23 protein-coding genes are annotated in these 26,443 nt (G+C 60.3%); 5 read left to right on the top strand and 18 right to left on the bottom strand.

The features are described 5' to 3' along the window. Positions 1-73: 73 nt before the first annotated feature. Positions 74-847 (bottom strand): SDR family NAD(P)-dependent oxidoreductase, encoded by a 774-nt coding sequence (locus PQR53_RS33675; protein WP_408464045.1) that lies wholly within the window; start codon positions 845-847, stop codon positions 74-76. Between the two features lie 252 nt (positions 848-1,099). On the opposite strand from PQR53_RS33675, the gene PQR53_RS33680 reads away from it, so the two are divergent. Further along, complete coding sequence (locus PQR53_RS33680) at positions 1,100-2,029, top strand: LysR family transcriptional regulator (protein ID WP_408464048.1); 930 nt, start codon at positions 1,100-1,102, stop codon at positions 2,027-2,029. 160 nt (positions 2,030-2,189) lie between these two features. Continuing rightward, on the top strand, positions 2,190-2,426 hold the full coding sequence (locus PQR53_RS33685; RefSeq protein WP_408464051.1) for a hypothetical protein: 237 nt from the start codon (positions 2,190-2,192) through the stop codon (positions 2,424-2,426). Between the two features lie 132 nt (positions 2,427-2,558). Here the strand turns inward: PQR53_RS33685 and PQR53_RS33690 are convergent, their stop codons facing one another. From PQR53_RS33690 to PQR53_RS33705, 4 genes are all read right to left on the bottom strand, one after another. Then, a complete protein-coding gene (locus tag PQR53_RS33690; RefSeq protein ID WP_408464054.1) occupies positions 2,559-3,275 on the bottom strand; it encodes a Crp/Fnr family transcriptional regulator in 717 nt (238 codons plus the stop codon). A gap of 219 nt (positions 3,276-3,494) precedes the next feature. After that, positions 3,495-3,758 (bottom strand): hypothetical protein, encoded by a 264-nt coding sequence (locus PQR53_RS33695; protein WP_408464057.1) that lies wholly within the window; start codon positions 3,756-3,758, stop codon positions 3,495-3,497. Positions 3,759-3,874: 116 nt separating this feature from the next. Next, positions 3,875-4,126, bottom strand: a complete 252-nt coding sequence (locus tag PQR53_RS33700) for a DUF1488 family protein (protein ID WP_093644935.1) — start codon at positions 4,124-4,126, stop codon at positions 3,875-3,877. Between the two features lie 461 nt (positions 4,127-4,587). After that, a complete protein-coding gene (locus PQR53_RS33705) occupies positions 4,588-4,851 on the bottom strand; it encodes a hypothetical protein (RefSeq protein ID WP_408464060.1) in 264 nt (87 codons plus the stop codon). A 501-nt stretch (positions 4,852-5,352) separates the two neighbouring features. Between PQR53_RS33705 and PQR53_RS33710 the strand changes: the two genes are divergently transcribed. Together PQR53_RS33710 and PQR53_RS33715 are read left to right on the top strand one after the other, a co-directional pair. Continuing rightward, positions 5,353-5,532, top strand: coding sequence for a hypothetical protein (locus PQR53_RS33710; protein WP_408464063.1), 180 nt, complete (start codon positions 5,353-5,355; stop codon positions 5,530-5,532). 301 nt (positions 5,533-5,833) lie between these two features. Beyond that, complete coding sequence (locus tag PQR53_RS33715) at positions 5,834-6,829, top strand: glycosyltransferase family 2 protein (RefSeq protein ID WP_408464066.1); 996 nt, start codon at positions 5,834-5,836, stop codon at positions 6,827-6,829. 228 nt (positions 6,830-7,057) lie between these two features. On the opposite strand, the gene PQR53_RS33720 is transcribed toward PQR53_RS33715, so the two are convergent. From PQR53_RS33720 to PQR53_RS33730, 3 genes are all read right to left on the bottom strand, one after another. Further along, positions 7,058-7,786, bottom strand: a complete 729-nt coding sequence (locus PQR53_RS33720) for an amino acid ABC transporter permease (RefSeq protein ID WP_408464069.1) — start codon at positions 7,784-7,786, stop codon at positions 7,058-7,060. Between the two features lie 2 nt (positions 7,787-7,788). Beyond that, positions 7,789-8,514, bottom strand: a complete 726-nt coding sequence (locus PQR53_RS33725; RefSeq protein WP_408464072.1) for an amino acid ABC transporter permease — start codon at positions 8,512-8,514, stop codon at positions 7,789-7,791. 98 nt (positions 8,515-8,612) lie between these two features. Continuing rightward, a complete protein-coding gene (locus PQR53_RS33730; RefSeq protein ID WP_408464075.1) occupies positions 8,613-9,434 on the bottom strand; it encodes an ABC transporter substrate-binding protein in 822 nt (273 codons plus the stop codon). A gap of 294 nt (positions 9,435-9,728) precedes the next feature. Here PQR53_RS33730 and PQR53_RS33735 point away from each other — a divergent pair, with 294 nt between their 5' ends. Continuing rightward, positions 9,729-9,950 carry a hypothetical protein gene (locus tag PQR53_RS33735; RefSeq protein WP_408334877.1) on the top strand — a complete coding sequence of 74 codons (222 nt, stop codon included), beginning with the start codon at positions 9,729-9,731 and terminating at the stop codon, positions 9,948-9,950. Between the two features lie 130 nt (positions 9,951-10,080). Here the strand turns inward: PQR53_RS33735 and PQR53_RS33740 are convergent, their stop codons facing one another. From PQR53_RS33740 to PQR53_RS33785, 10 genes are all read right to left on the bottom strand, one after another. Beyond that, positions 10,081-11,394: an MFS family transporter gene (locus tag PQR53_RS33740; RefSeq protein ID WP_408464078.1), complete on the bottom strand. Its 1,314-nt coding sequence runs from the start codon at positions 11,392-11,394 to the stop codon at positions 10,081-10,083. Positions 11,395-12,574: 1,180 nt separating this feature from the next. Continuing rightward, positions 12,575-14,290, bottom strand: a complete 1,716-nt coding sequence (locus PQR53_RS33745; RefSeq protein ID WP_408464081.1) for a SpoVR family protein — start codon at positions 14,288-14,290, stop codon at positions 12,575-12,577. Further along, positions 14,287-15,558: a YeaH/YhbH family protein gene (locus tag PQR53_RS33750; RefSeq protein WP_408421825.1), complete on the bottom strand. Its 1,272-nt coding sequence runs from the start codon at positions 15,556-15,558 to the stop codon at positions 14,287-14,289. The genes PQR53_RS33745 and PQR53_RS33750 overlap by 4 nt, the downstream gene beginning before the upstream one ends. Before the next feature lie 239 nt (positions 15,559-15,797). Beyond that, the gene (locus PQR53_RS33755; protein ID WP_179732384.1) at positions 15,798-17,720 is read right to left on the bottom strand and encodes a PrkA family serine protein kinase; all 1,923 of its coding nucleotides are present in this window, start codon (positions 17,718-17,720) and stop codon (positions 15,798-15,800) included. A gap of 860 nt (positions 17,721-18,580) precedes the next feature. Next, the gene (locus PQR53_RS33760; RefSeq protein WP_408464084.1) at positions 18,581-19,342 is read right to left on the bottom strand and encodes a 2-keto-4-pentenoate hydratase; all 762 of its coding nucleotides are present in this window, start codon (positions 19,340-19,342) and stop codon (positions 18,581-18,583) included. Positions 19,343-19,818: 476 nt separating this feature from the next. After that, positions 19,819-21,636, bottom strand: a complete 1,818-nt coding sequence (locus PQR53_RS33765; protein WP_408464087.1) for a methyl-accepting chemotaxis protein — start codon at positions 21,634-21,636, stop codon at positions 19,819-19,821. Positions 21,637-22,108: 472 nt separating this feature from the next. Further along, the gene (locus PQR53_RS33770) at positions 22,109-23,149 is read right to left on the bottom strand and encodes a LacI family DNA-binding transcriptional regulator (RefSeq protein WP_408464090.1); all 1,041 of its coding nucleotides are present in this window, start codon (positions 23,147-23,149) and stop codon (positions 22,109-22,111) included. A 307-nt stretch (positions 23,150-23,456) separates the two neighbouring features. Continuing rightward, positions 23,457-24,419, bottom strand: a complete 963-nt coding sequence (locus PQR53_RS33775) for a sugar ABC transporter substrate-binding protein (RefSeq protein ID WP_408464093.1) — start codon at positions 24,417-24,419, stop codon at positions 23,457-23,459. A gap of 180 nt (positions 24,420-24,599) precedes the next feature. Next, positions 24,600-25,577, bottom strand: a complete 978-nt coding sequence (gene corA / locus PQR53_RS33780; RefSeq protein WP_408464096.1) for a magnesium/cobalt transporter CorA — start codon at positions 25,575-25,577, stop codon at positions 24,600-24,602. Positions 25,578-25,781: 204 nt separating this feature from the next. Then, positions 25,782-26,222, bottom strand: a complete 441-nt coding sequence (locus PQR53_RS33785) for a hypothetical protein (RefSeq protein ID WP_408464099.1) — start codon at positions 26,220-26,222, stop codon at positions 25,782-25,784. Between the last annotated feature and the right edge of the window lie 221 nt (positions 26,223-26,443).

The raw sequence follows: 26,443 nt of genomic DNA on the forward strand, positions 1-26,443 counted from the left end.
TCTGGCTTTGCGTGCGCTGAATCAGACAGGTGTGACCTGGACAGACTCTGCGCACTTTCTGCCGTCGAGGCCCTCAGTCCGGCAAACGGATGCCGGAAAATCCCTCGCACGCCGCGATCAAACGCTCTTGCACAGCGACGTCGTGTACCGCCGGATGCGTCTCGCGCGGTTTCAAATGATAGAAGTAGGCGCCGCTCACGGTGGCCGCCGGTTCATCGCTGACAGCGAGCCACACCTGGGTTTTCGGCGCCGCTTGCAGATCGTCCGGCGCGCCTGCCCCGCCCATTCTCGTCGCCACCCAGCCGGGCTCCAGTGCGTTCGACAATACCTCCGGCCAGCGGCGCGCCATCGCAAACGCCAGCAGCGCGTCATGCAGTTTCGAGTCGGAATAGGCCGCCGTGCCCTGCCACGGCCGCCGCTCCCATGCCAGATCGTCGAGGCTCGCGTCGCCGCTGCGATGCAGGCCCGAGCTCAGATAGACGAGCCGCTTCGGCTGGCGGATCAGCGCGGTCAATACGTAAGGAGCCAGCGTGTTGACCGCGAATACATGCGGCAGGCCATCCACGGTGGCGATCCGGCGCGGCTCCTGGTAACCCACCGCCGCGTTATGGATCACCGCGTCGAAGCAGCCGAGTGCGTTGACCTGCTCCGCCAATGCGACCATGGCTGCAAGGCTCGACAAATCGCCTGTTAAAGCAGTTTCGGCTGCCGGCACGGCCTTCAATGCGTCCTCGGCGCGCGCCGCATTGCGCGCGTGCAAAACGACTTGATGACCGGCGTCGACGAGCAGACGCGCGGCCATTTGACCGAGGCCATCGGCGGAACCGGTAATAAAAACTCGCGACATGATGGCGTTCTCCGTGGATGAGTCAAATATGCCTGACGCATGGTGAGAACCGCGTTTCATCGTGCCTCAGGCGAACCCGCACAGATTAGCGCCAGACGGGCGCTTGACGCGATAGCGTGGCTGTCATTCCACTCATGATTCGATGTCATTGATTCGTTCGGACAGGTAGGCGTTTCCCGACATCGGCACGTGAATTCAAACGCTGTTTCGCGTTAGCATGTCACGCATTAATGCAGAACAAGGGAAGATCAGATGCCATTTGACGAGCGCATGCTGAACGGCATGGGCGTGCTGACAGCGATCGTCGACTGCGGCAGTTTTGCCGCGGCCGGCGAGGCGCTCGACATGTCGCAATCCGGGGTCAGCCGCTCGGTTGCGCGGCTCGAAGCACGCCTGGGCATCCGGCTATTCGACCGCACCACCCGCTCCGTCACACTGACCGACGAAGGCCGGCGTTTTTATGAACAGATCGTGCCGCTGCTCGGTGGGCTAGAGGAAGCGGCCGCTTCGGCGGCTCAGGGTGCGACTGCGGTTCGCGGACGTTTGCGCGTGAACATGGACCCGTTCTTTTCGCGTCTCGTGCTAGGGCCGAGGCTTGGCGGCTTCATCGATAAACATACCGATCTGCAACTTGAATTGATCACGCGCGACCAGTTAGGCGATCTGGTCTCCGACGGATTCGATCTGGCGATCCGCTTCGGCGACCCGCCGGTTTCGACGCTGATCGCACGCAAGCTGCTCGACACACGGATCATGACCGTCGCCGCGCCGTCGTATCTGAAGAAACATGGACATCCGGCGAGCCCGGCCGAACTCGAAAGCGGCAAGCACGTGTGCATCAAGTTCCGTGATCCGCTGACAGGTTATCCGTTCAGCTGGGAGTTTCATCGCGGACGCAAGAAGATAGTGATCACGCCGCAAGGCCGCCTGACCGTGAACGACGTCGGCACCTTGCATAGCGTGTGCGCCGCAGGCCAGGGCATCGCGCAGATTCTCGCGCTCGGCGCCGAGCCGTTGCTTGCCAACGGCAAACTGATCGAACTGTTTCCCGACTGGGGCGACGAGGTTTATCCGCTGTATGCGCTCTATCCTTCCCGACATCATCCGCCGGCTAAAGTGCGGGCATTCTTCGACTTTATCGTTTCGCTGACTGGAGGCTCGGCACGCGAAACGGTCGTTTGAGTCGCGCCTCGACACTCGCAATGCCCTCGTAACAATCGGGCGGCAGTCATGCGTTGATCGGCGTAGGGCGCGACTTCGCATCCTGTACGGTAGCGTGCAGACAGGGGCTCGCGTCGCGCGCATGCTGCGTGGAGGCGATCACGGCACCTACGGGAAACCTATGTCGAACTACCCATTTGAGAGCGAGCTCGCTCATCTCGAACAGATTATTCCGTTTCTCATGACTGCACCGCCGTTGGGCCTGCCCTACTGGCGGCGCCGGATTCTCTCCTTGTCGCCCGATGAAGCACGCTTGCCGCCCGGCACCTTGCAGCGTATCGGCAGGTTAATGGACGCATTCGAAACGATCGAACGCAAGGCGTCGCCGGAGGCTGGGAGCCCTGCAACGATATGTTGACGGCGCGGCACTCACGCTGGGGGGCACTCGTGCTGGATGGCACCGACGCTGTGTGACACCGACGCTGTGTGGCACTGAAGCTGTGTGGCACTCGCATGCTGGCGCTGTGGCAATGGCACGGTAGCGTGCTTGTTAGATAGCTTGCAACGCCGGTAGCAGCCGGTCGAACTCGCGTTTGACCACCGCGTAGCATTCGCACACGTGGGTTTCCAGACCGGGCCGGTCAAGCACGGTGATATGGCCGTGGGCATAGCGGATCAAGCCGGCGTTTTGCAGTTTCAGCGCTGCCGCGGTGACGCCGGAGCGGCGCACGCCGAGCATATTGGCGATGAGTTCCTGAGTCATGCGTAGTTCATTCGACGGCAGCCGGTCGATGCTGAGCAGCAGCCAGCGGCACAACTGCTGGTCGATCGAATGATGGCGATTGCATACAGCGGTCTGCGCCATTTGCGTGATGAGCGCCTGCGTGTAGCGCAGCAGAAGCCGTTGCATCGGTCCCGCGCGATTGAACTCGTCTTTCAGCATGCGTGCATTGAGGCGCCAGGCGCGGCCCGCGCTTTGCACGATCGCGCGGCTCGGCGTGGTCTCTCCGCCCATGAATAGCGACACGCCGACGATCCCCTCATGCCCCACGATGGCGATTTCCGCCGAAGCACCGTCTTCCATCACATAGAGCAGCGAAATGATCGAGGTCGTGGGGAAATAGACGTGCTCGAGTTGGCCGCCCGATTCGTAAATGACCTCGCCGAGCGGCAATTCGACTTCGACCAGATATGGTTCAATGCGTGCCCATTCCACCGAGGGCAACACCGCCAACAGATGATTCTCTTTTGGGTCACCCTTGTCCATTGGTGGCTCCTTGCTGGGTTGCGGACGCGCTCGCGGCGCGGCGATGCATTGATCATGAGAAACGGCGCAAGCACCCGTTTCGTTGCAGAGGTGATTATGAGCCGCGGTCCGCGGGCGCGGAATCGGGTAAAGCGCCCGGTTTGCCGGTACCCGCCATTGCAATGGACGCGGCCAAAATAGAAAAACCGGCTTTACGCCGGTTATTTTCGTTCCGAGTGTCTAAAGTGCGGCGGGCTTCTTTCTCAGCGCCAAGACGCGGCGCGTTTGCATCAGGGTGCTCTTTGCGCCCAGCCACTTCGTGACGTGCTTGACCCATTGCTTCGGTGCGGCTTCATCGCCCGGCTGAACGGGCTGTGGTGCGATTGAGGTGGGTGCGGTGGGCACCGCGTGTGCGGTCGAATTGTCGATTTCGGCGAGGCGTGCTGCTTCACGGCGTCGTTTGCTATCGGCGATTTCTTCCAGATTGACCTGGTCATCATCCATGCTGAAACTCCCGCGACGAAGCAAGGCAAGCGCCGGTGGGCGCCGCGCTGCTTCGGCTGTGGAACAAGGCGGCGCACGGCAGGTCCGGTTGGACGTGCCGCGCCGCGCTGTCTATATCAAGAAATCGTGTAGCGGTTTTGCGGACCGCCGACATACAGGCCACGAGCAAGTGTGAGGATTTGCTCACGATGACGGTCGAAGGCTGCCAGCACTGCCGGTTCGTCAGAGCCCGCGCTTGGGCTCAGATTCGAAATGACCGAATTGTTGACAGTGAAGGCGATTTCGCGTGCGTTGTCATAGCCCCAGAAATTGACGCAATGACGGAAGGCGTCGTAGCTGCGGCTAGGGTTCGGGAAGTTGAGGGACATGTTGGGCTCCCGGGGTTCTTTTTCTTCTTCACGGTGCGCTGAATGTGGGGCGCGGTCAAGGGGTTTTTTTATTTTGCCCCCGTGCGGGGTGGGTTTTGCCTGCGGCGTTGGGCTTTTCTTTGTTTTCGTTTGCCTGTGCGGCGCATGGTCGCTGTCTGCCTACGGCGTTGGCCTTTTTTGTTGATCTGGCTTTTTGGCCTTTCCTTGAATTCTTATTGGTCTATTAGTGTCGCCCCTGTGCGGGGCGGCACTTACTTTCTTTGCCGCCGCAAAGAAAGATAAGCAAAGAAAGCGGCTCAACCCGCAAGCTCATAAGCAGGGCCCCTGGCTTGGAGGGGGTAGTGGTGCATCTGGAATCCGCGTTCTCGCACACTCCGCGTTAGTGACAAAGCCGTCATACCTCCAGCGACGCTGCGCGCGCCGAAATCTACCTCATAAAACCGATCACTACGTTTCCACACTCAAATTCCACATACTGCTGTGGCTCGCCGTCCCATTCCCTCTGCAACTGTATCTTCAATGGTTACTATTATTCCCAAAGCCAATGTCACTGCAACTGCAACTGCAACTGCAACTGCAACTGCAACTGCAACTGCAACTGCAACTGCAACTGCAACTGCAACTGCAACTGCAACTGCAACTGCAACTGCAACTGCAACTGCAACTGCAAAGATGTTGTATATGGCGATTGTTCCTGCACTCAAATGCATGTGGGGTTTTGTCATTTGCACACGTTAGGGTCTCACTGAGGTAAGTCAACGGCCGAACCGTTCCCAAACGAAGTCCTTGGTTTCCCAAGCAGACCCATCCGCGACGCACGCGGTGCGGAGTGGGAGCTGATGACACCCTTGTCACTCACGTTGAATGTGCGAGGACACGGATTCCAGATGTACCACTACCGCGACTGCGCGGGGGACCCACTTAAGAATTAGCGGGTTGAGCGGCTTTCTTTGCTTATCTTTCTTTGCCGCGGCAAAGAAAGTAAGTGCTCCCCCGCACAGGGGCAACACTAATAGACCAATATCAATTCAAGGAAAGGCCAAAAAACCCAGCTCAAACAAAGCCAAAGAGCCATTTCAAGGAAAGCCCAGGAACGGCCATCGTGCCCGACACCGCGCGAGTGCAACTGACACACCTTCGGCACCTGCCGACCCCAACGCCATGAGAATTAGCCCTCAGGTCCGCGCCTTGCTCCGTAATGGATGTTCTCAAACCAGGAGCACGCCATGACCGAAACAAAAGACAACCAAACTGGCAAGCCGGCCGACATCGAACATCCGCAGCCCGCCACCCACAGCGACAACGAGAAAAGCAAACTGCCGGAACGGAAGGACGAAGGGCGCAATCAGTCGCCGGCAGACCGTCCCGGTAAGAAACCGGGAGAGGGCGAACCGTCAGTCAGTTGAAAAATATCAGGTGCCCGCCCCGAGCGGCTTTGCCGCGTTTTTCGCCGCAAAGCCGCACAAATTTTCCCCTTCGAACCCCTTTCACGACGTTGACATTTTTTCCGAATTTTTACGAATTATTTTTTTCTTGTAATGGACTATTTTGCTGCATGCAGCAATGTGTGCGCAAAGCGAACCGGCTGCATCCTTAACTGATAAGAAAGGAGACGCCGTGTTTACCTCGCCTATCCCCTCCTCCGAATCCCGTTCTTCTCCCAAGGTTTCCATTTGTCTGCCGACCTGCAATCGGCCTGAACTGATCGTGGAATGCATCGATTCGTGCCTCGCGCAGACGTACAGCAACCTGGAGATCGTTATCGGAGACGATTCAAGAGATCAGCGCACGCAGCAGTTGATCGCAGAGCGCTATCCGAACGAGCCACGTATCTGCTATGCAATGAACCGGCCGTCGCTCGGCCAGGCGTGTAATGTCGCGAGCCTGTTCGAGCGGGCAAGCGGTGACAAGATCCTGCTGATTCACGATGACGACTTTCTCACGACCGACGGCATCGAAAAACTGGTGTCGCTATGGAAGCTTCATCCGCAGCTCGAAGTGGCATTCGCCGATCAGTACGAGGCCGACCACACCGGCGCCGTCGACTTCGACGCCAGCACTCGCCTGAACACCGCGTTCCGACGCACGAGAGACGCGGAAGGTTTGCAACCGTTGCCGGGCAGAACCGGCTTGATCCAGATGTTCCCGAACAACGGCTGGATGGCGAATGCCGAGCTCGTGAAACGAATCGGTTACAAGGAACAGTACGGCATGTGCTGCGATTTCGTGTTCGGCACGGAACTCTGTCTCGCCGCGCGCGAAGTGTTCTATCTCCACGAATACGTCTCGGTCTATCGCAAGACCGCGACCTCGATCTCGCACAGCACGCGGGGCACGACCGTCGCGGCGACCGTTAGCGCCTACGCCTTTGTGCAAGCACTGAAACTGCCGCTGCAACTGGAACCGTCACGCAAGCTGGCATTGCACCGGCTCGTGCCGATCGTCGTTTCGGTCTACGCGAAGAATCATGAGCCGCTGCTCGGCTTGAAGATCGCGCTCACCCATCTGTTCGCCTACGACTATGGCTTCAGCATGCGGCTCTATTACCACCTGCTCATGCTCTCGCGGGCGGCCGTCAGCATGCGGCAGCGCAGAGCGGTGGCCGCGGTGGTCGCGGCAGCGCCCGCTGTTATTGCCGAGCCGGCCGCGGCTGTGACAGAGCTCGTCACGGATCTTGTCACCGATCGATCCGAATTGATCTAGCGCCGCGGTAGGGAATGCAGCCGTAGTTCGCTGGATAGCGCCCGGACGCGCGCCCCCCCATTCCCTTGCCGCGGCCTGCTTCGTGAGCCCGATCGCCGGACTCGCATGGCTGCGGTTTTAAGGTATATCGGTTTGGCGCTGGTCGTTTGTCACCGGTCGTTTTCGCTAGTCGCTAGTCGCTGGTCGCCGGTCGCTGGTCGTTAGTCGTTAGTCGTTAGTCGTTAGTCGTTAGTCGCCGGACCATGCCTCAGTGGCGGCCGGCACGAGCGGCGGCCGCACGCTGCGCTTGCGTCGCGTCAACGCATAAGTAGCCACGCGGTCAAGCGCCGTGCACAACACCAGATAGATGAAGCCGACGAACAAAAAGATTTGCGCCGGATACACCATCAGGCGATTGCTGATCTGCGTCGCGACGAACGACAACTCGCCGACACCGACGATATACGCAAGCGAGGTGTCCTTCACCAGCGATACCCATTGATTCACGAACGAAGGCGCCATGATGCGCATCGCCTGCGGCAGCAACACGTAGCGCAGCGCTTGCATCCGTGTGAGGCCGAGCGACAGTCCGGCTTGCCATTGACCTTCGCCGACCGCGCGAATGCCCGCGTGCACCGAATGCGCGAGATAGGCGCCACCGATCAGCGAGAGCGCGCAGACGACGGTCGCGAGTCCGGGTACATCGACATGGAAGAGCATCGGCAACAGGAAATACGTCCAGAAAATCAGCATCAACACGGGAATTGCACGGAAGAAGCCGATCACGAGTAGCAAGGGCACACGGGCGATGCGCCCCGCCATGGCCAGCGCAATACCACCCGCGACACCGAGCACCGCCGACGCAAGCGCGGAACACAATGCAAGCATCAGCGTAAGCGCCGCGCCGCCGAGCGGCCCTTGCGGAAATGCGCCGACCAGCAGATACGGCAGATTATGGGTGAACAGCGTCCATGTCATGTTCAGCGCCTCGCGAATGCGCGGTCACGCGTATGCGCCACCGTATGCGAGACGGCCTCGATCAGCGCGACGGCGACGATATACAACACGGTTGCCACACCAAATGCCTCAAACGTCTTGAAGGTCTCCGTCTCGACCTGACGCGATGCATACGACAATTCGGCAAGACCGATCGCCATGGTCAGCGACGAATTCTTCACGAGATTCATGTATTGACCGAAGAGCGGCGGCAGAGAAATGCGCACGGCTTGCGGCAAAACGACGTAACGGAACGCCTGCAACGGCGTGAGACCAAGCGCAGCGGCCGCGGCATGCTGACCAGCCGGCACGCCGCGCAAACCCGCCTGGAACTCCTCGGCGATGAAAGCCGCCGTGTAGCACGTGAGTCCGATCCACCCAGCGACAAATTCGAACGACGGCCAACGCAATGCATATGCACCGATGTGCACGCCATGTGGCGTGTTCAGCCATTGCATCAACGCGTCAGGCATCAGCGTGGCCGCGCCGAAATACCAGAAGAACAGTTGCACCAGCAACGGCGTATTGCGAAACGCAAGCACATACGTGGCCGTCGCGCGACGCAGCCAACGATATCGGGCATGACGTGCGATCGCCAGCACGAAGCCGAACGCGGTCGCCGTGAGCGCCACCGCCAACGCGAGACCGACAGTGACACCGAAGCCTTGCCACAGCCACATCAGGTACTTTGGAGCGAGCCACGCCTGCATCGTTAAACCTGCTTCTTTAAACCTTCTACTTTTGAAAACGCCGACGGGCACGTTGCCAACGTGCCCGTTCACTCCTGACTGCTACACCAGCATGACGATCAGGTCTTGTCGCCGATCCTGAAGATGCGCGCAAGCGGGGTTTTCGTTTGCGGACCGAACCAGCGGTTGTAGATCTTCGCGGCGGAGCCGTCGGCTTCCAGTCCCTTCAGCGTGTCGTTCACAAAGCCGACGAGGCGCGTCTCGCCCTTCGGGATCCCAACGCCCATGTAGTCGTTCGAAATCGTGAAGGCCGGAATCTCGTAGTTCTGCTTGTCCGGCACGTTGGCGAGCAGGCCGACCAGCTTCGGACCGTCCTGCGTGATCGCCTGCACGTTGCCCGCGCGCAAAGCCGCGAACGCGAACGGCGTGTCGTCGTACGCAACGATCGTGGCTTGCGGGAATTTTTCGCGCAGCGTGATCTCGTTGGTGGTGCCCTTGTCGGCGCCCACTCGCAGGCTGTTGACCTGATCAGCCGACTTCAGCACACCCTTCTTCGCCAGAAACTGCTGGCCCGACGAGAAATACGGAATGCTGAAATCGACCTGCTTCGCGCGCTCGTCGGTGATCGTGAAGTTGGCAAGCACCAGGTCCACTTTCTTCGACGTGAGGAACGGAATGCGGTTGGCCGGATTGGTCGGTTGCAGTTCGAGCTTCACGCCGAGCTTGTCGGCGAGCGCCTGCGCGTAGTCGACGTCGAGGCCGACGATGTGATTGCTGGTTGCGTCGACGTAGCCGAACGGCGGGTTGCTGTCGAAGGTCGCAACGCGCAACACACCGGCTTTCCTGATGTCATCGAGACGGTCAGCATGGGCGAGCCCCGATACCGTCATCGAGAGTCCCGTGATTGTCATTAACCAGGCAGCGAGTATTTTCGATTTCATTTTTATGGATCTCTTTGTTCGTATGCGGTGCAGATGCAATGTTTCAGCAACAGATGCGTATGGGCTGGTATGCGTCGCAGGCACTCATCGCAACCGCGAGGTGCAACCGACGGCTACGCATGGGCGCCACATTAGCAGTGGGCCGGCGCGTACTGAACCAAGAAATGCTCCTGTAATAAGCGTGTTTTCTGCTAACCACCGGCTGATTAGCAAACGCGTATTTGTCGTTTGGTCTGGCGCGTGCGGCTGATTAGGATGGACCTCGAACCGTCATCAGCCCGGAGGCAAACCGCCATGTCCGACAGTGCCTGTTTCAAGCCGCGTGTGATCGAGCCGGTCGTCGTCAATCAGCCTGAAGGATTGGGGCTTGCCGTGGAGTTATGGCTTGCACATCCCGTCGAAGGCATTGCGGGGCGCGCCGTGCAGATTCATTTACGCAGCGATGCGAAGATGGCGCAAGCCGAGGCGCTGCGCGATCTGCTGCATGTGTTGGGAACGGAGATCGTGGTGGCTTGAGGGCGTGGTTCGCAGCGGGCTTGCCGTGCCTCGCTTGTGCCAATGCGACAAGAAAAACGGCGGCCGGGTTGCCCCTGGCCGCCGTTCTCACGCAGCGCTCATCCGCGCTGTTCGAGCGTGTCGCCCGTGCTCAAGGCTCGTGACGCAGATACCCTTCTTTCGAAGGATCGCGCATGCGCAACGACACGATGCCGGCGATCGCGCACAGCACGGTCACGTACCAGTAGAACATCGACTCGTTGCCCACCGACTTCAGCCACAGCGCGACGTATTCCGCCGAGCCGCCGAAGATCGCATTGGCCACCGCATACGACAATCCCACGCCGAGCGCGCGCACTTCCGGCGGGAACATTTCGGCCTTGATCAGACCGCTGATCGACGTATAGAAGCTGACGATCGCCAGCGCCACCACGACGAGGCCGAACGCCGCATAGGGGCTCGTCACGTCTTTCAAGGCGTGCAGCAGCGGCACCGTGCCGATGGTCGCGAAGAAGCCAAAGAACAGCATCGAACGACGGCGGCCGATGCGGTCCGACAAGGCGCCGAACGCCGGCTGCATCAGCATGTAGACGAACAGCGCCGCGGTCATCACGCTACTGGCCGTCTTGGCATGCATGCCGGCCGTGTTGACCAGATACTTCTGCATGTATGTCGTGAACGTGTAGAAAATCAGCGACCCGCCGGCCGTGAAGCCGAGCACTGTCGCAAATGCGCTCTTGTGCAGCCACAAGCCGCGCAGCGTGCCGGCCTCCTTGCGCTGGCGTGTTTCAGCCGTGGTGGTTTCTTCGAGCGATTTGCGCAGATACAGCGCGACCAGCGCCGCCAATGCACCGATCACGAATGGCACGCGCCAACCCCACGCTTTCAGTTCTTCGGTAGAGAGGGTTTGCTGCAGGATCACCAGCACCAGCAGCGCGCATAACTGGCCGCCGATCAGCGTGACGTACTGGAACGACGCGAAGAAACCGCGGCGGCCCTTGAGTGCGACTTCACTCATATAGGTGGCGCTGGTGCCGTACTCGCCGCCCACCGACAAGCCCTGGAACAGGCGTGCGACCAGCAGCAGCGCGGGCGCCAGGGCGCCGATCTGGGCGTACGTGGGAAGCACCGCGATCACGAGCGAGCCCCCGCACATCATGAACACCGACACCATCATCGCGGTCTTGCGCCCGTGCTTGTCGGCGAGCCGGCCGAAGAACCAGCCGCCGATCGGGCGCATCAGGAAGCCCGCGGCGAAGACGCCGGCGGTATTGAGCAACTGCGTAGTGGTGTTGCCGCTCGGGAAGAAGGCCGGCGCGAAATACAGCGCGCAGAACGAATACACGTAGAAGTCGAACCACTCGACTAGATTGCCCGATGAAGCGCCAACGATCGCGAAGATGCGGCGCCGGGTGTCGTGGGCGTCGGGAACCGTGGCCACGGTTTGGCCGGATAGGTCGGTCATGCTGATTTCTTTCCTTGTCTTTAAACGGAGATGACGGTCGTGGCGCCGCCTTCACTACACGCGCATCGGGGTGCCACTGGGGAGGCACTTGTAGCGCGCGTGCGCGAATTTTACAGAATTGCAAGGGGAAGATGGGAGTTTGTTAGGTTCGCTGGCGCGAACGGTTTGATGTTTTTTACTTGCGGGGCGGTTTTTTTTGTATGCCTGCGGCGTGGGGATTTGGGTGTTTGCCTGCGGCGTGGAGGTTTGGGTGTTTGCCTGCGGCGTGGGCCTTTCCTTGATTTGTTATTGGTGTATTAGCGTCGCCCCTGTGCGGGGCAGGCACCTACTTTTCTTTGCCTGCTGCAAAGAAAAGTAGGCAAAAGAAAGCAGCTCAAACCGCTAATTCTTAAGCGGGTCCCCCGCACAGTCGCGGTAGTGGTGCATCTGGAATCCGTGCTCTCGCGCATTCAGCGCCGGTGACCAGGCAGTCATTCTTCCCGCCTCGCACTGCGTGCTCGCCGGAACGGGCGATCATCCAAACCAGTGGCTTCGTTTGGCGCGGCGGGGGCCGTCGGCTTCGCCTCGGCGAAAGAGATGCAGGACGCCAGGGAATAGAGACGATACATATATCGCACCGCTACGCGCAATCGAGCGTGAGCGCAAAAACACAGCATCTAGTTTAAGAAGTGCCCTTCGGCGCGCGCAGCGTCGCCGGAAGAATGACGGCTTTCCGAAGGCGAATGACTGACACAAGTCCCCGGCGAAGCCGCTGATCCCCATCACGCGCCAAGGAAACCGTGGGTTCTCGATGAACCTTTCCGGCGAGCACGTAGGGCGAGGCGGGAAGTATGAGTGCTTTGTCACTCACGCTGAATGTGCGAGAGCACGGATTCCAGATGCACCACTACCGCGACTGCGCGGGGGACCCACTTAAGAATTGGCGGTGTGAGCGGCTTTCTTTGCTTATCTTTCTTTGCCGCGGCAAAGAAAGTAAGTGCCGCCCCGCACAGGGGCAACACTAATAGACCAATATCAATTCAAGAAGAGGCCAAAAAGCCAGACCAGGTAAAGCCAAAGAGCCACTTCAAGGAAAAGCCCAACGCCGTAGGCAAACAACCAATAAGCGCCGCGCAGGCAAACAGATCAAAAGCAAAACCCCGCGAAGCGGCCACCCCACCCCGCAGGGGAAAAACAAACCTCAAACCCTAACCGCCGGAGGCACATACTTACACTCATACCGCTTCCGCACGGTCCCATTCTCATCAACGCTTTCCAGATAAACATCGAACTGCCACAACCGCGCCATGTGCTTGAGCACCTCTTCGCTATCACCGGACAGATGCCGGTTATCGCTCATGAAATGCCGCAGCGTCAGACTGCGGTCACCCCGCGTGTTCACCGCCCACACCTGAATATTCGGCTCCCGATGATGCATGTCGTACTGCCGCGACAACGCCTGCCGCACGTACTGATACCCGCTGTCGTCATGAATCGCCGAGACCTCCAGCGCATCGCGCATGTCGTCATCCAGCACCGAGAATAGACGCATTTCCCGGATCAGATGCGGCGACAAATACTGCGCGACGAAACTCTCGTCCTTGAAGTTGCGCATCGCGTAATGCATGGCCGGTAACCACGGGCTGCCGGCCAGTTCCGGGAACCACTTGCGGTCCTCGTCAGTAGGCGCCTCGCAAATCCTGCGAATATCGCTCATCATCGAAAAACCGAGCGCATACGGATTGATCCCGCTGTAGTACGGTTTCGTGACCGGCGGCTGGTAGACCACATTGCTGTGCGAATGGAGAAACTCCATCATGAAGCCGTCTTCCAGCTTGCCCTGGGCGTACATCGTGTTAAGCAACGTGTAGTGCCAGAACGTCGCCCAGCCTTCGTTCATCACCTGAGTCTGGCGTTGCGGATAAAAATACTGCCCGACCTTGCGCACGATGCGGATCACTTCCCGCTCCCACGGCTCGAGTAGCGGCGCGTTCTTTTCCGCGAAATACAGCAGATTTTCCTGCGGCTCCGGCGGATAGCGCTCCTCGATTTCCTCGGGCAACGGCGTATGTCGGGTCGGCAAGGTACGCCACAGTTCGTTTACCTGCGATTGCAGATACGCCTCACGCTCGCGGCGCGCCGCAAATTCCTTTTCCAGCGAGAGTTTCTGCGGACGTTTGTAACGGTCCACGCCGTAATTCATCAACGCGTGGCACGAATCGAGCAGTTCCTCCACCCGGTCGAGGCCGAAACGCTCCTCGCATTCCGCGATGTAATTCTTCGCGTAGACAAGGTAATCGATGATTGCATGTGCATCCGTCCACAGTCTGAACAGATAGTTGCCCTTGAAGAACGAGTTGTGGCCATAGGCCGCATGCGCGATGACGAGCGCCTGCATCGTCATCGTGTTTTCTTCCATCAGATACGCGATACAAGGGTTCGAATTGATCACAATCTCATACGCCAGCCCCATCTGCCCGCGACGGTAGCTCTTTTCGGTGGAGAGAAAGTGTTTGCCGAACGACCAGTGACGGTAATTCACCGGCATGCCGACGGACGCGTAAGCGTCCATCATCTGTTCGGCGCTAATGAGTTCGAGCTGGATCGGATACACGTCGAGTTCATATTGCTCTGCAACACGGGCAATATGCGAGTCGTACTCTTCGATCAATTCGAAGGTCCAGTCGGACGGGCACGGCAAAGGCCGTCTATCGGCTACGTTCATACGGACTTCCCTTTGCCCCTCAGTGGGCGTTCCGGTGTGTCCCCGTGCTGCAGCGGTGTCGACTGCTCCGGCTGCGGCGGCTCCCGTATCGTCCGCCTTCGCCTCGGCATGCCCCGACTGTTGCTGCTGCGGCACGCCTTTCCCGCGCTCCGGCTGATAGCCGCGCGCTTCGTTGTGCAGGTGTTTTGTCATGAAGACGCCACCTGCTTTTCAAACAACTCGCGAAACACCGGATAGATGTCGGCCGCGGTTTCGACCTTCTTCATCGCCATATGCGGCTGGCTCAGCGCCAGTTGCGCATATTCGAGCCACAAGTTCTGTTCTTCCGGCGTGACCTGGATATATGCAAAATAGCGCACCTTCTCCAGGATGTCATCCGAAAGTATCTTGCGGCACTTCGGAGAATCGTCGGTCCAATTGTCGCCGTCGGACGCCTGAGCGCCGTAAATATTCCATTCAGTGGGCGAATAGCGCTCGTCCATCACCTTCTGCATCAATTCGAGCGCGCTCGACACGACCGTACCGCCGCTTTCCGTCGAATGGAAGAACGTGTCTTCGTCGACTTCTTCGGCGCGCGTATGGTGGCGGATGAACACCACCTCGATCTTTTCGTAGTTACGCTTGAGGAATAGATACAGCAGGATGAAAAAGCGTTTGGCCAGATCCTTGCGCTGCTCGTCCATGGAACCCGACACATCCATCAGACAGAACATCACGGCCTGGCTCGATGGCGTGGGCTGCTTCACGCGGTTCACGTAACGCAGATCAAACGGATCGATAAACGGAATCCGCCAGATGCGCCCACGCAAATGGTGAATTTCCTCTTCGAGCAGTTTGATCTCTTCGCGACGGTCGTCGGGATCGGCCTTCATCACCTCGAGTTGCCGTTCCATCTCGTGCAACTGGTTGACGAGCGGCGCACCGAGCGCGATGCGGCGGCCGAGCGCGCTGCGCAACGAGCGAACCACGTCGATATTGTTCGGTGTGCCTTCGGCCGCCCAGCCGGCGCGGATACTTTTCCACGTGGGCACGGCCATCAGATGGGTTTTGACGAGACGCGGCAGTTCGAGATCGTCGAAGAAATACTGCATGAACTCTTCGCGGCTCAGCTCGAACACGAAGTCGTCCTGACCGTCGCCCTCGTTGCTGGCCTGATTGCCGCCGCCTCCGCCGCCGCCCCCTTGCGGACGCTGGATCTTGTCGCCGCGGATGTAGTCGGAATTGCCCGGATGCACCATTTCGCGCTTGCCGCCGGGACCATGCCGGAACGACGGCTCCGCGATGTCCTTGCGCGGGATGGTGATGCTCTGGGTGTTCTGAATATCCTTGATGCTGCGATCGCGGACCGCTTCCGAAACGGCGCGACGAATATAGTTTTTGACGCGGCGCAAAAAGCGCTCGCGATTCGCAATGCTCTTGTTCTTACCAGCTAACCTGCGGTCGATGATTTGATGAAGCACGCCCGGTCTCCCGTGTCGACCAGAGTTGGCGCTTGAGCGCTTACTCTGGTCCCATGCACCGCATGTCGACCGGAGTTGGCGCTTCAGCGCTTACGCCGATCCCATGCAGTTGCCCTAATTTCGGGTGCGCGAGACGCATGTTGCATTCGCATGGCTGCCAACACGACGCTATGTCCATGCAGCTTGCGCCTCGCAAGGTGCCCGCGCGGTCGGACCGCGCGGGCGGCACGCAGTGCGTATCATGACGATTTGCGCACGCGCAGATACCAGTCACACAACAAGCGCACCTGCTTCGGCGTATAGCCCTTCGTGACCATCCGGTTGACGAAGTCTTCGTGCTTGCGTTGCTCTTCCGCCGAGCCCTTGGCGTTGAACGAGATCACCGGCAACAGTTCCTCCGTGTTCGAGAACATCTTCTTTTCGATCACGACACGCAGCTTCTCGTAGCTGACCCAGGCAGGATTCTTCCCTCCATTGGCAGCACGCGCACGCAGCACGAAGTTCACGATCTCGTTGCGGAAGTCCTTCGGGTTGCTGATGCCCGCGGGTTTCTCGATCTTCTCCAGTTCGGCGTTCAGCGACGCGCGGTCGAAACTCTCGCCGGTGTCGTGGTCGCGGAACTCCTGATCCTGAATCCAGAAGTCCGCGTACGTCACATAGCGATCGAAGATATTCTGACCGTACTCGGAATACGACTCCAGATACGCGGTCTGAATCTCCTTACCGATGAACTCAGCATAGCGCGAGGCCAGTACGTCTTTAATGAAAGACAGGTACTTCTGTTCGGTCTCCGGCGGGAATTGCTCGCGCTCGATCTGCTGTTCGAGCACGTACATCAGGTGCACCGGATTCGCGGCGACCTCCGTCGAATCGAAGTTGAAGACCCGCGACATGATCTTGAACGCGAAGCGGGTCGACACGCCGGTCATCCCCTCATCCACGCCCGCGAAGTCGCGGTACTCCTGATACGACTTGGCCTTCGGATCGGTGTCCTTGAGATTCTCGCCGTCGTACACCTGCATCTTCGAGAAGAGGCTCGAATTTTCCGGCTCCTGCAGGCGCGTGAGCACCGACATCTGCGCCATCATCTTCAGCGTACCCGGCGCGCATACCGCATCGGCCAGCGACGAGTTACGCAGCAGCTTCTCGTAGATCTTGACCTCTTCGCCATAGCGCAGGCAGTACGGCACCTTCACGACGAAGATCCGGTCGAGCAGTGCTTCGTTGTTGCGGTTGTTACGGAACGCCTTCCATTCCGACTCGTTCGAGTGAGCCAGAATCACGCCGTCGAACGGGATCGCGCCGAACCCTTCCGTACCCTTGAAGTTGCCTTCCTGAGTTGCGGTCAAGAGCGGGTGCAAGACCTTGATCGGCGCCTTGAACATTTCCACGAACTCGAGCAAGCCCTGATTCGCGAGGCACAGGCCACCGGAGTAGCTATAGGCGTCCGCGTCATCTTGTGCATACTGTTCGAGCTTGCGGATGTCGACCTTGCCGACCAGCGACGAAATGTCCTGATTGTTTTCGTCTCCCGGTTCCGTCTTGGCAATCCCGATCTGACGAAGAATCGACGGATAGCGACGCACCACGCGAAACTTGCGGATGTCGCCATTGAATTCGTGCAGGCGTTTCACGGCCCACGGACTCAGAATGCTTTTCAGGTAGCGGCGTGGAATGCCATATTGTTCTTCGAGAATCGGACCGTCTTCTTCATAGTCGAACAGACCCAGAGGCGACTCGTTCACGGGCGAGCCCTTGATCGAGTAGAACGGCACGCGTTCCATCAGTTGCTTCAAACGTTCCGCGATCGACGATTTACCGCCACCGACCGGCCCCAACAGATACAGAATCTGCTTCTTTTCTTCGAGCCCCTGGGCCGAGTGCCGGAAGTAGGCGACCACCTGCTCGATCACCTCTTCCATTCCGTAGAACTCACGGAATGCGGGGTATACCTTGATGACCTTGTTCGCGAAGATACGCGACATGCGCGGATCGTTGCGAGTGTCGATCTGTTCTGGTTCACCGATTGCCGTCAACATGCGTTCGCCAGCCGTGGCGTACGCGGCGGGATTGTCTTTGCAGAGCGCGAGATACTCCTCGAGCGAGAGTTCATCTTCTCGCGTTTTCTCGAAGCGGGTCGCGAAACTGCTGTAGATATCCATGCTACCTCCTCGCCGAAGTCTAGACCGATGTCGTGCGCGGCGCGCTATTCGGAAACGACATCGCTCGAATTCATCCTAAACCCTTTTAAATTTTTTTTCACGAACTACGTTGCGAAAATCGCGCCGTACCCGCCTCCCAACATTCCTCACTTGGAAACACAGATTCGCTCACCTACAATCTTGCGCTCACATCACAGCGAATGCGCAGCGATTGCCGGCCCACGTTGCTGCCTCTCCATGCTGTCATTTGCCGTCACAATTCGGCGGCACCTCTGCCTGCTGCGCTGCTCAACACAACTCGCATGCTCGGTTACAAGAATCGTCTCGTTCATCGAACGATCTCACTGCTACACCGGACAGCCTGTCTGCACACGCACACTTCGTCGCATTGAACGCGGACGTTATGCGTTTTCCGTGCCCGGGACTATTTTTCATCAACGCGCGGCATCGTCATCTGGTCTACAACAGCAAGCGCTGTGTTACATGTTCGTTCGCCCTGCTCACCCAAGCCGCTGTTAAGCGGCGCATCGTCAAGCGGTTCGTCATCGCACCGGCGATTTTGTTCCGCGCTGTGTCGCGTCGAACGCAATGATCGGCGCGCTTGCGGCTCCTGCCTGGCCGCCTGGATTAACCGCGTAAGCAGCATGGTTAGCTGCACATATCGCGCCCATAAGCTGGATCACGGCAGCGCAATGGGACGCTTCATAGGTGTATACGGCAAAACGCCCCAGGCGGATGCGACGAATAAAAAACGGCCGCCCGCAGGCAGCCGTTTGTTTAATGCCTCGTAATGGACAGTTACAAGGACGGTTGCAAGGACCGTCACCCGGCGCGCCGTTACAAAGTACAGCGTTACACGCTCAGGTCAGTTCAATCTCCACTTCCCCCAGACCGTCGATGTGACCGCGCACGATGCCCGGCTTGTTCACATTGTGCGCACCGACATATGAACCGGTGGTAATGGTCCATTCCGGCTCGATGACAATGCCCATGGCGGCGCAATGGTTGACGAACCACACCAGCAGTTCGCGCGGATCGCCGGCCGGATTACCGGTGGCTTCCCGCAGCAGCGAAGTACCGTCGAGACTCAGCTCCAGTTCGGGCGATACGAAATCGAAGCTGCGTGCGAGGCCTACATAGGCAACCGGATGCCCGGTGACCAATGCGCCGTTGTTCTGCGCATCAGCCAGTTGCGCGAGCGGCGCGACATTGGGCCACTCGGCAAAGCGGCTATCGACGATCTCGATGGTCGGCAGCACGACGCCGACCTTGGAGAGCACCTCGTCGCGCGCATAGGCCCGGCCGCGCGGCTCGATCGCCTCGCCGAAACGAAAGGCGATCTCCAGCTCGATCAACACCCGGAAAAAGCCGGCATGGTCTACCCGCGCGGGCGACGGCACCACCAGCGAAGCCGGAATCGGCGCGCCGGCCGCGGCCCCGCCTGGTGCTTTGGCGCCGATCTTCCACCCGCCCGTCGAGTCGCCAAGGCCCGCGATGACCGCCTGCTGGATCGCATACGCGGTTGCCGCGTCGGGCGGGAGGCTGTCGGGTGGGGGCGCATCGATCGGCCGATGCTGCCGGCGGGCTTCGACGAGGCGGTGCGCGAGGTCGTATGGCGTCATGTCGGTCCTTTATGGCTGGCGCGTTGAGCGGCAGGTTGCCGCGTTGAGTTGCAGCGGTTGAAGATGGCGGGCTCACGTTCCGCGCGTCGACTGCCTGAAGCGGCGAGTGGCCGTGCAAGTCAGAGTCGCGCCCGTCAATGTACCGGATCACGACGCTCACCAGGGCGTGGACTGCGCTCGTGTACGTTACTTAGTCCGCAGACCATGGAAAAAGACCGCGGTTGCATGCGCAATCGCGGTCTTTGTCGTCATGCGGCAGATCTGAATAAGCGTGGGCGCGTCCAACTCTTCATCGGGAACGAATGTTGCGACGGCGTGGCAGGTGCATCAACGCTGCTGGGATTCGGCGTCGCGTTCAAAGCGTGGCAATGACGGCACGCGGCTGTGTGCGGTTGTTGGTTCGAAGCGCGGGGTTGACGCAGCACACCCGCATTCACTGCCGCGTCCCGTCGACCGCGCTGCCCGTACGTTGCCGCTTAGAACGTCTCCCAATCCTGATCGCTACCGGCGCTTGCCACTGCCTTGACAGGCGCCCTTGCCGGCGCAGCGGCAGCTGGCGCGGCCGCTGCGGCAGGTACCCTGGCTGCCGAGGCGGCCTGCGCACGCGGTTGCGAAGCAGGTTGTGCAGCCGCGTGCGGCACGGCCTGCGAAGCACTCTGCAAAGCGGCTTGGGACACCTTACGTGCCCCGCTCGGGCGGCCCGGCGCGCTCGCGCGCTTCGGCGCCGCGCTCACCGGCGCCTTGTAGCCGCTTTCGTCGAGCTGGAACACGGCGACCGCGGTACGCAGCTTGCCGGCCTGATCTTCAAGCGACGAGGCTGCTGCGGCCGCTTCTTCGACCAGCGCGGCATTCTGTTGGGTCACCTCGTCCATCTGCGTGACCGCGCGCGCCACCTGGTCGATGCCGCTGCTTTGCTCTTCCGAGGCCGCCGCGATCTCACCCATGATGTCGGTCACGCGCTGCACCGCGCCGATGATCTCGGTCATCGTGCGGCCGGCTTCCTCGACCAGCGCCGAGCCGGACTGCACGCGCTCCACCGAGGTGTCGATCAGCCCCTTGATTTCCTTGGCCGCCGCCGACGAGCGCTGCGCGAGGCTGCGCACTTCGCCTGCCACCACCGCGAACCCGCGCCCTTCTTCGCCGGCGCGCGCCGCCTCCACGGCCGCATTCAGGGCCAGGATGTTGGTCTGGAACGCTATCCCCTCAATGATCGAGATGATGTCGGCGATCTTCGCCGAACTCTGATTGATCTCGCCCATCGTGCCGACTACCTGGCCGACCACCGCGCTGCCCCGGTTGGCGATCTCGGACGCATTGGCGGCCAGTGAGCTCGCCTGGCGGGCATTGTCGGCATTCTGCTTGACCGTGCCGGTCAGCTCTTCCATGCTGGACGCGGTTTCCTGCAAGGCCGACGCCTGCTCTTCCGTGCGCGAGGACAGGTCGATATTGCCGGCCGCGATCTGGCGCGTGGCCGTCGCGATCGACTCACTGCCGCTGCGCACCGAGCGCACCGTTTCGGTGAGACTGCGCTGCATTTTGGCGATGCCGTCGAGCAACTGCCCCATTTCGTCGCGCGAGGTGACCACCACCGGGCGATGCAGATCGCCTGCGGCGATCGCGGCAAAATGCCCCAGGGCTTCGTTGAGCGGACGTCCAATCGCGCGGCTGAGCGTCAGGTAGGACAGCACCGCGGCGAGCACGCCGACCAGCAAGGCAACGGCGCTCACCGTGCGGAACACCTGATAGCTGCTTTGCGCGGCGTCGAAACCTTCCTTGGCCGAGGTGAACTGGAATTTGCGCAGCGCATCATCGGCGTTGGCGAGCTCGTTGTACGCCGCCTGCACGCGCTTGGCGCCGTCGACGAGGTTGCTCGGGTCGTTCGCCGTAATGATCGCGGCAAACGCGTCCAATTGCTGATGCAGCGCGCCGCGTTTGGCCACCACGTCCTGGGCGAGACGGTCTTCCTCGGCGCCGCGCGGCAGGTCCATGTACTTTTTCCACCACATGTCGGACGTGGCGCGCATCGAACGCGCGCGCTCGATCGTCGGCGCAACCTCCGGCGTGCCGGCCATGAACGCCGCCCGGTCGAGCGCCAGCCGTTCGCGCGCGGCAAAGAGTTCGGCGTTGCCGATATTGACCGCGCTCGGCATGTCGTTAGTGAATGTGTCCTCGTACGCGGCGTTCGAGCTGCTCATGCCGAACAAACCGAAAACGCCAATGGTGACCAGCAGGGCGGCGAGAAAAGCCATCGTGAGGCCAATCCGCGCCTTGATCGTGATGCCTTTGTTCAACATGCTTGTTCCTGTGCTTAACAAATAAGAGGCTGCGTGCGCAGCGCGGCTAGCGTGTGGCGTCTGCGTAGATGGCGCTGTTGGATGCCGCTCTAATAGCCACGTTTACGGCATTTCATCCGCATACTTGAAGGTTCTGTATGGTATGAGGGAAGACACCGTAAGCAATTGGACCGGATTACAAACTACCGACAGACAGCATCCGGGAAAGGCCGCGCGGAATTTTGGGCGTTCAGGCAATTGATGCCAGGGCGGCTCGGAAGAAGTTACGGGACTCGGACGGCTGACCGCAGAGGTGCGAGGGGTCGGGCAAGCGGCTGGGTTGCGCGAAAGTCATGACTCGCGTGAGGACAGGCGCAAAGCTTTTAGCGCTCACCTTTGGTTGGCGCACGATGACCGTCGGAGCCCAGGCTGCGCTGCGCGGAAGACCGGACGCGAAGCCTTGGAACTCGCGCGAGGAACCCGGTGCCCGATATCAGGCGGCCAGATCGCGCCTGGCGGCGCCGGCCCATGTTGCGGTGGATTCGCGCACGATCAGACGCGGCGACACGACACGCCGCCGGCCCGGCGCGCGCGGACTGCCCGGCGAAGACCCGGCGATACGTTCGATCAAGGTCTGCGCGGCCATATCTCCGAGCGCGCGGACCGACTGCCCCACCGTCGAGAGCGACGGATAGGTGAAGCGGCCCAGTTCGATATCGTCGAAACCGATGATCGAGCAATCGCGCGGCACGCTGATATTGCGCTCGGCCGCGGCACGCAGCGCGCCAATGCCCATCATGTCGTTGCCGGCAAAAATCGCCGACGGCTTCAGCGTGTCGAACAACTGCCCGGCCGCGCGATGGCCGCCCGTCCCCGAGAAATCACTTTCGACAATCGCGTTGGCTGGAATCTCGATGCCGCGCTCGGCCATCGCGCGGATAAAGCCGTGCACCCGCATGGCGCTGACCGCGGTGTTCACCGGCCCGGTGATGCAGCCGATCCGCACGTGCCCCAGTTCGAGCAGATGCCGCGTCGCGAGATAGCCGCCTTTCTCATGGTCGATCTGCACCAGATCGGCGTTCAAGCCTTCAATATTGCGGTCCACCACGACCAGCGGCTCGTGCGCATCCGCAAGGGTCTGCGCCAGCACGGCGTCGTCGCCTGCGGAGGCAACGATCAGTCCGTCGATACGCTTTTCCTGCAGCACGCGCAGATAGTTACGCTGCTTGACCGGATCGTCGTCGGAATTGCAGAAGAACAGGCAGTAGCCGTTGCGCGAGCAACCATCCTCGATGCCGCGCGCCATTTCCGCGAAATACGGGTTCGTGCTGTTCGGCACCACCAGTCCGATCGTCGCCGTCGCCCGCGCCTTGAGCGAACGGGCTACCGCCGACGGCACGTAGTGAAGCTGACGGATCGCGTGTTCGACCTTCGCGCGCACGTCGGCCGACACCGGCCGTGAGTTGTTCACCACGTGCGATACCGTCGTGAACGACACGCCTGCCACGGCCGCTACATCCTTGATCGTCGCCATAACCTGTTGCTCCCCGCCTGTTGTTCTCGCCGGCCGCAACCAGCGGCAGCCCCGTGTCATACGGGCCCGATGCGCGGAATGCGCAGGCGCTTCTGACTCCGCACCCTCCCGCCGGTAGCCGCCGCAATGACGCTTACCTCTGGAATTAACGGCGGCGCGGAAGATTTCTTGAGCGTTTATTGAATTGACGCAAATCCGCGCGTTTTTCGCCATGCATCCCAGGTACAGCCGCGTGGACGCGAATCCACGTGGCCACGCGTGTTGCGGTGTTTCTTACAGTTCGTACCCGGTTCTGACTGCCAAAAACTTACTTGGTCACCAGATCGCACGGCGTTTCCACCACGCCGGACAACTGCGACTGCTTCTTGTGCTCGCTGATCGCTTTCAGCGCGGTATCAATACCGAATACGGCCTGCTTGGCGGCGTACTGATCGGCGGTGGCGAGCACGCGGCCGTCCTTGAGCATCGGCCTGATCGCGTTGATGTTGTCGTAGCCGACCACCAGCACCTTGCCCTGCTTGCCCGCCGCGCGCACGGCCGAGACCGCGCCGATCGCCATGTTGTCGTTGCCGGCCAGCAGCGCCTTCAGGTTCGGATACTCGTTGAGCATGGCCGATGCCACCGCATTGCCCTTATCGATTTCCCAGTCGCCCGATTGCACCGAGACGACCTTGGCGCCGACGCCCTGCATGGCGTCCTTGAAGCCCGCGGTGCGCTGTTGCGCGTTGGTGGTGGTCGACACGCCCTCGATAATGCCGACTTCATCGCCCGACTTCAGTTTTTTGGCAAGGTAGTCGCCGACCTTCTGCGCGCCCTTGCGGTTATCCGGGCCGACGAACGGCACATTCAGGTCTTTGGACTTGAGCACGTCCGGGTCGAGCCGGTTGTCGATGTTCACGACGATGATGCCCGCGTCGACGGCCTTCTTGACAACCGCCACCAGCGCCTTCGAATCGGCCGGGGCCAGCACGATCGCATCGACCTTCGAGACGATCATCTGTTCGACGATGCGGATCTGGTTCGCGGTATCGGTCTCGTCCTTGATGCCGTTGGTGATCAGGTCGAACTGGGAGGAATTGTGCTTCTGGTAGTCCTTGGCACCGTTTTCCATAGTCAGGAAGAACTCGTTCGCGAGCGACTTCATCACCAGCGCGACCCTCGGCTTATGGGCGGGCGCGGTTTGCGCATAAGCGGAGGAAAACGGCAAAGCGGCGGTGGCGGTGGCGAGAACTGCGGCCGCCAGCATGCGGCGGCGAATGCGAAGGGTCATGGATATCTCCAGGGTTTGTCAGGCTCGCGCCCGAGCCGTATTTTTAGTGGTGCGCAAACGTTTGCGATCGCTATTCTCGGCGTGCTGAGTTCGCCCTGTCAACGATTCACGGCGTTGCGATGCATCGGTTATTGCGCCCGGTCCAGGCAGGAATAACACCGGGCGCTGGCTAACCGCCGGTCAAAGCCAGCCGACCTTGCGGAAGCGCCAGTACAGAATCAGATCCACGGTCAGCATGACAGCCAGACAGATGGGATAACCATATTTGTAATGCAGTTCGGGAATGCTCTGGAAGTTCATCCCGTAGATGCCGGCGATCATGGTCGGCACCGCGAACAAGGCGGCGAACGAGCCGAGCCGCTTGGTCACCTCGCTTTCGGCGAGCGAGATCATCCCCAGATTGACCTGCACCGCGGTAACGATCATTTCGCGCCGGCCGTCGATGGTTCTGACAATCCGCTCGAGGTGGTCGTAGACGTCGCGGAAATAGGCTTGCATGCCTTCGCAGATGCTCGGAATGCGGCCGCCCGTGAGTTTGCCGATCGCTTCCTGCAGCGGCGCAATGTGGTGTTGCAGGATCACGAGGCGCCGTTTCAACGAGTACAGATCCTCGATGATCGCGCGCGATGCCGACGAATTGTTGCGGTCGAAGATACGGTCTTCGAGCGCTTCGATTTCGGTGTTCATCGCCTCGATAATCGGAAAATAACGATCGACGATGTCATCGGCCAGCGCGTACAGCACGAACGCCGAACCCTCCTTGAGCAATTGCGGCTCGCGCTCGCAACGGGCGCGCACGTTCTGGAACCCCGTGCGCGTGCCGCGACGCACCGACAGCACGTAGTTGTGCCCCACGAAGACGTCGACCTCGCCGATCAGCAGTTCGCCCTGTTCGTCCATTTCGACCGTATGCATCACGGCGAAGAGGGACTCGCCATACTCCTCGATTTTTGGACGCTGATGGCCGTATTGCGCGTCCTCGATGGCGAGTTCGTGCAGGCCGAACTCGTGTTTCATCACGGCCAACTCCTCCGGCGCAGGGTCTTTCAGCGCGACCCAGACGAAGCACTCGGGCCGTGCCACGTAGTCGCTGATGCTATCGATATCGATGTCAGCCAGTTTCCGGCCGTCCTGATAGGCGGCGCAATTGATCAGCATGTTGGATTACCTTGAAAACGGAACAAGCCGGCAGACGTCGCACGTTGCGTATGACCGCCGGCGGGTCTTCTGCATAAGTGAACACCCTGACAGCCGTCATGGTAAGGGCTATGTGTGAATGTCATGTATCCAATTGTTAAAGCTTACGTGTGGTGACGGTGAGCCCGGTTCGGCACGGACCGGCGTTGTCGGACCTTGCCTGCGTTATTGGGCAACCCTGCGCAACCCGATGCGGTGATCATCGCCGAAGGTGACCGACGCACGGTTCGTATAGCGCGTGTCGGCCGTGACCGTGAAGTGCATCTCCACAACCGGATCGAATTGCGTGGAGACACCGATGCGATGCACGCCCGGACTCAGATAGAAGACCACGTGTTCGCCGTTCATCAGATCGGTGACCTGCTCGCCGTCGATATACACGAGCGCGTCACGAAACCGGACGATCACGTCGCGGGAACGTTCACGCCGCACATCCACGGCGACCAGTCCGGTTCCGGGCTGCGTATAACCGGGCTGGACGATGCGCGCTTGCGGCACTTCCTTGAACGGCACCGGCTCGGCGGGGGTCGATGCGCAACCGGCGAGCGACGCGACGGCAAGCGCAAGGAGCGCGGCTTTGCAGTAGAAATGCGAGCGCGTGGGCATGCGGAGTCTCCCTGTTGTTGGTTGTGGTGCTGCTTCTCTGGTATCAACCAGGCGTTTGATCAACGCCCCGAATCCATAGATTTGCCATGCCAGGTTCTCCCCCTCACACACTGCCAGGCATCATAGCAATGCCCGGCCGTTATGCCACCCTGGCCGAACGGCCAACTATCCACGCAGCCTCTTGCGCACTGCCGCGTTCTTCTTCATGATCGCTGCAAAGC

It is taken from the genome of Paraburkholderia fungorum (assembly GCF_046027605.1).
Classification (GTDB): Bacteria; Pseudomonadota; Gammaproteobacteria; order Burkholderiales; family Burkholderiaceae; genus Paraburkholderia; species Paraburkholderia fungorum_F.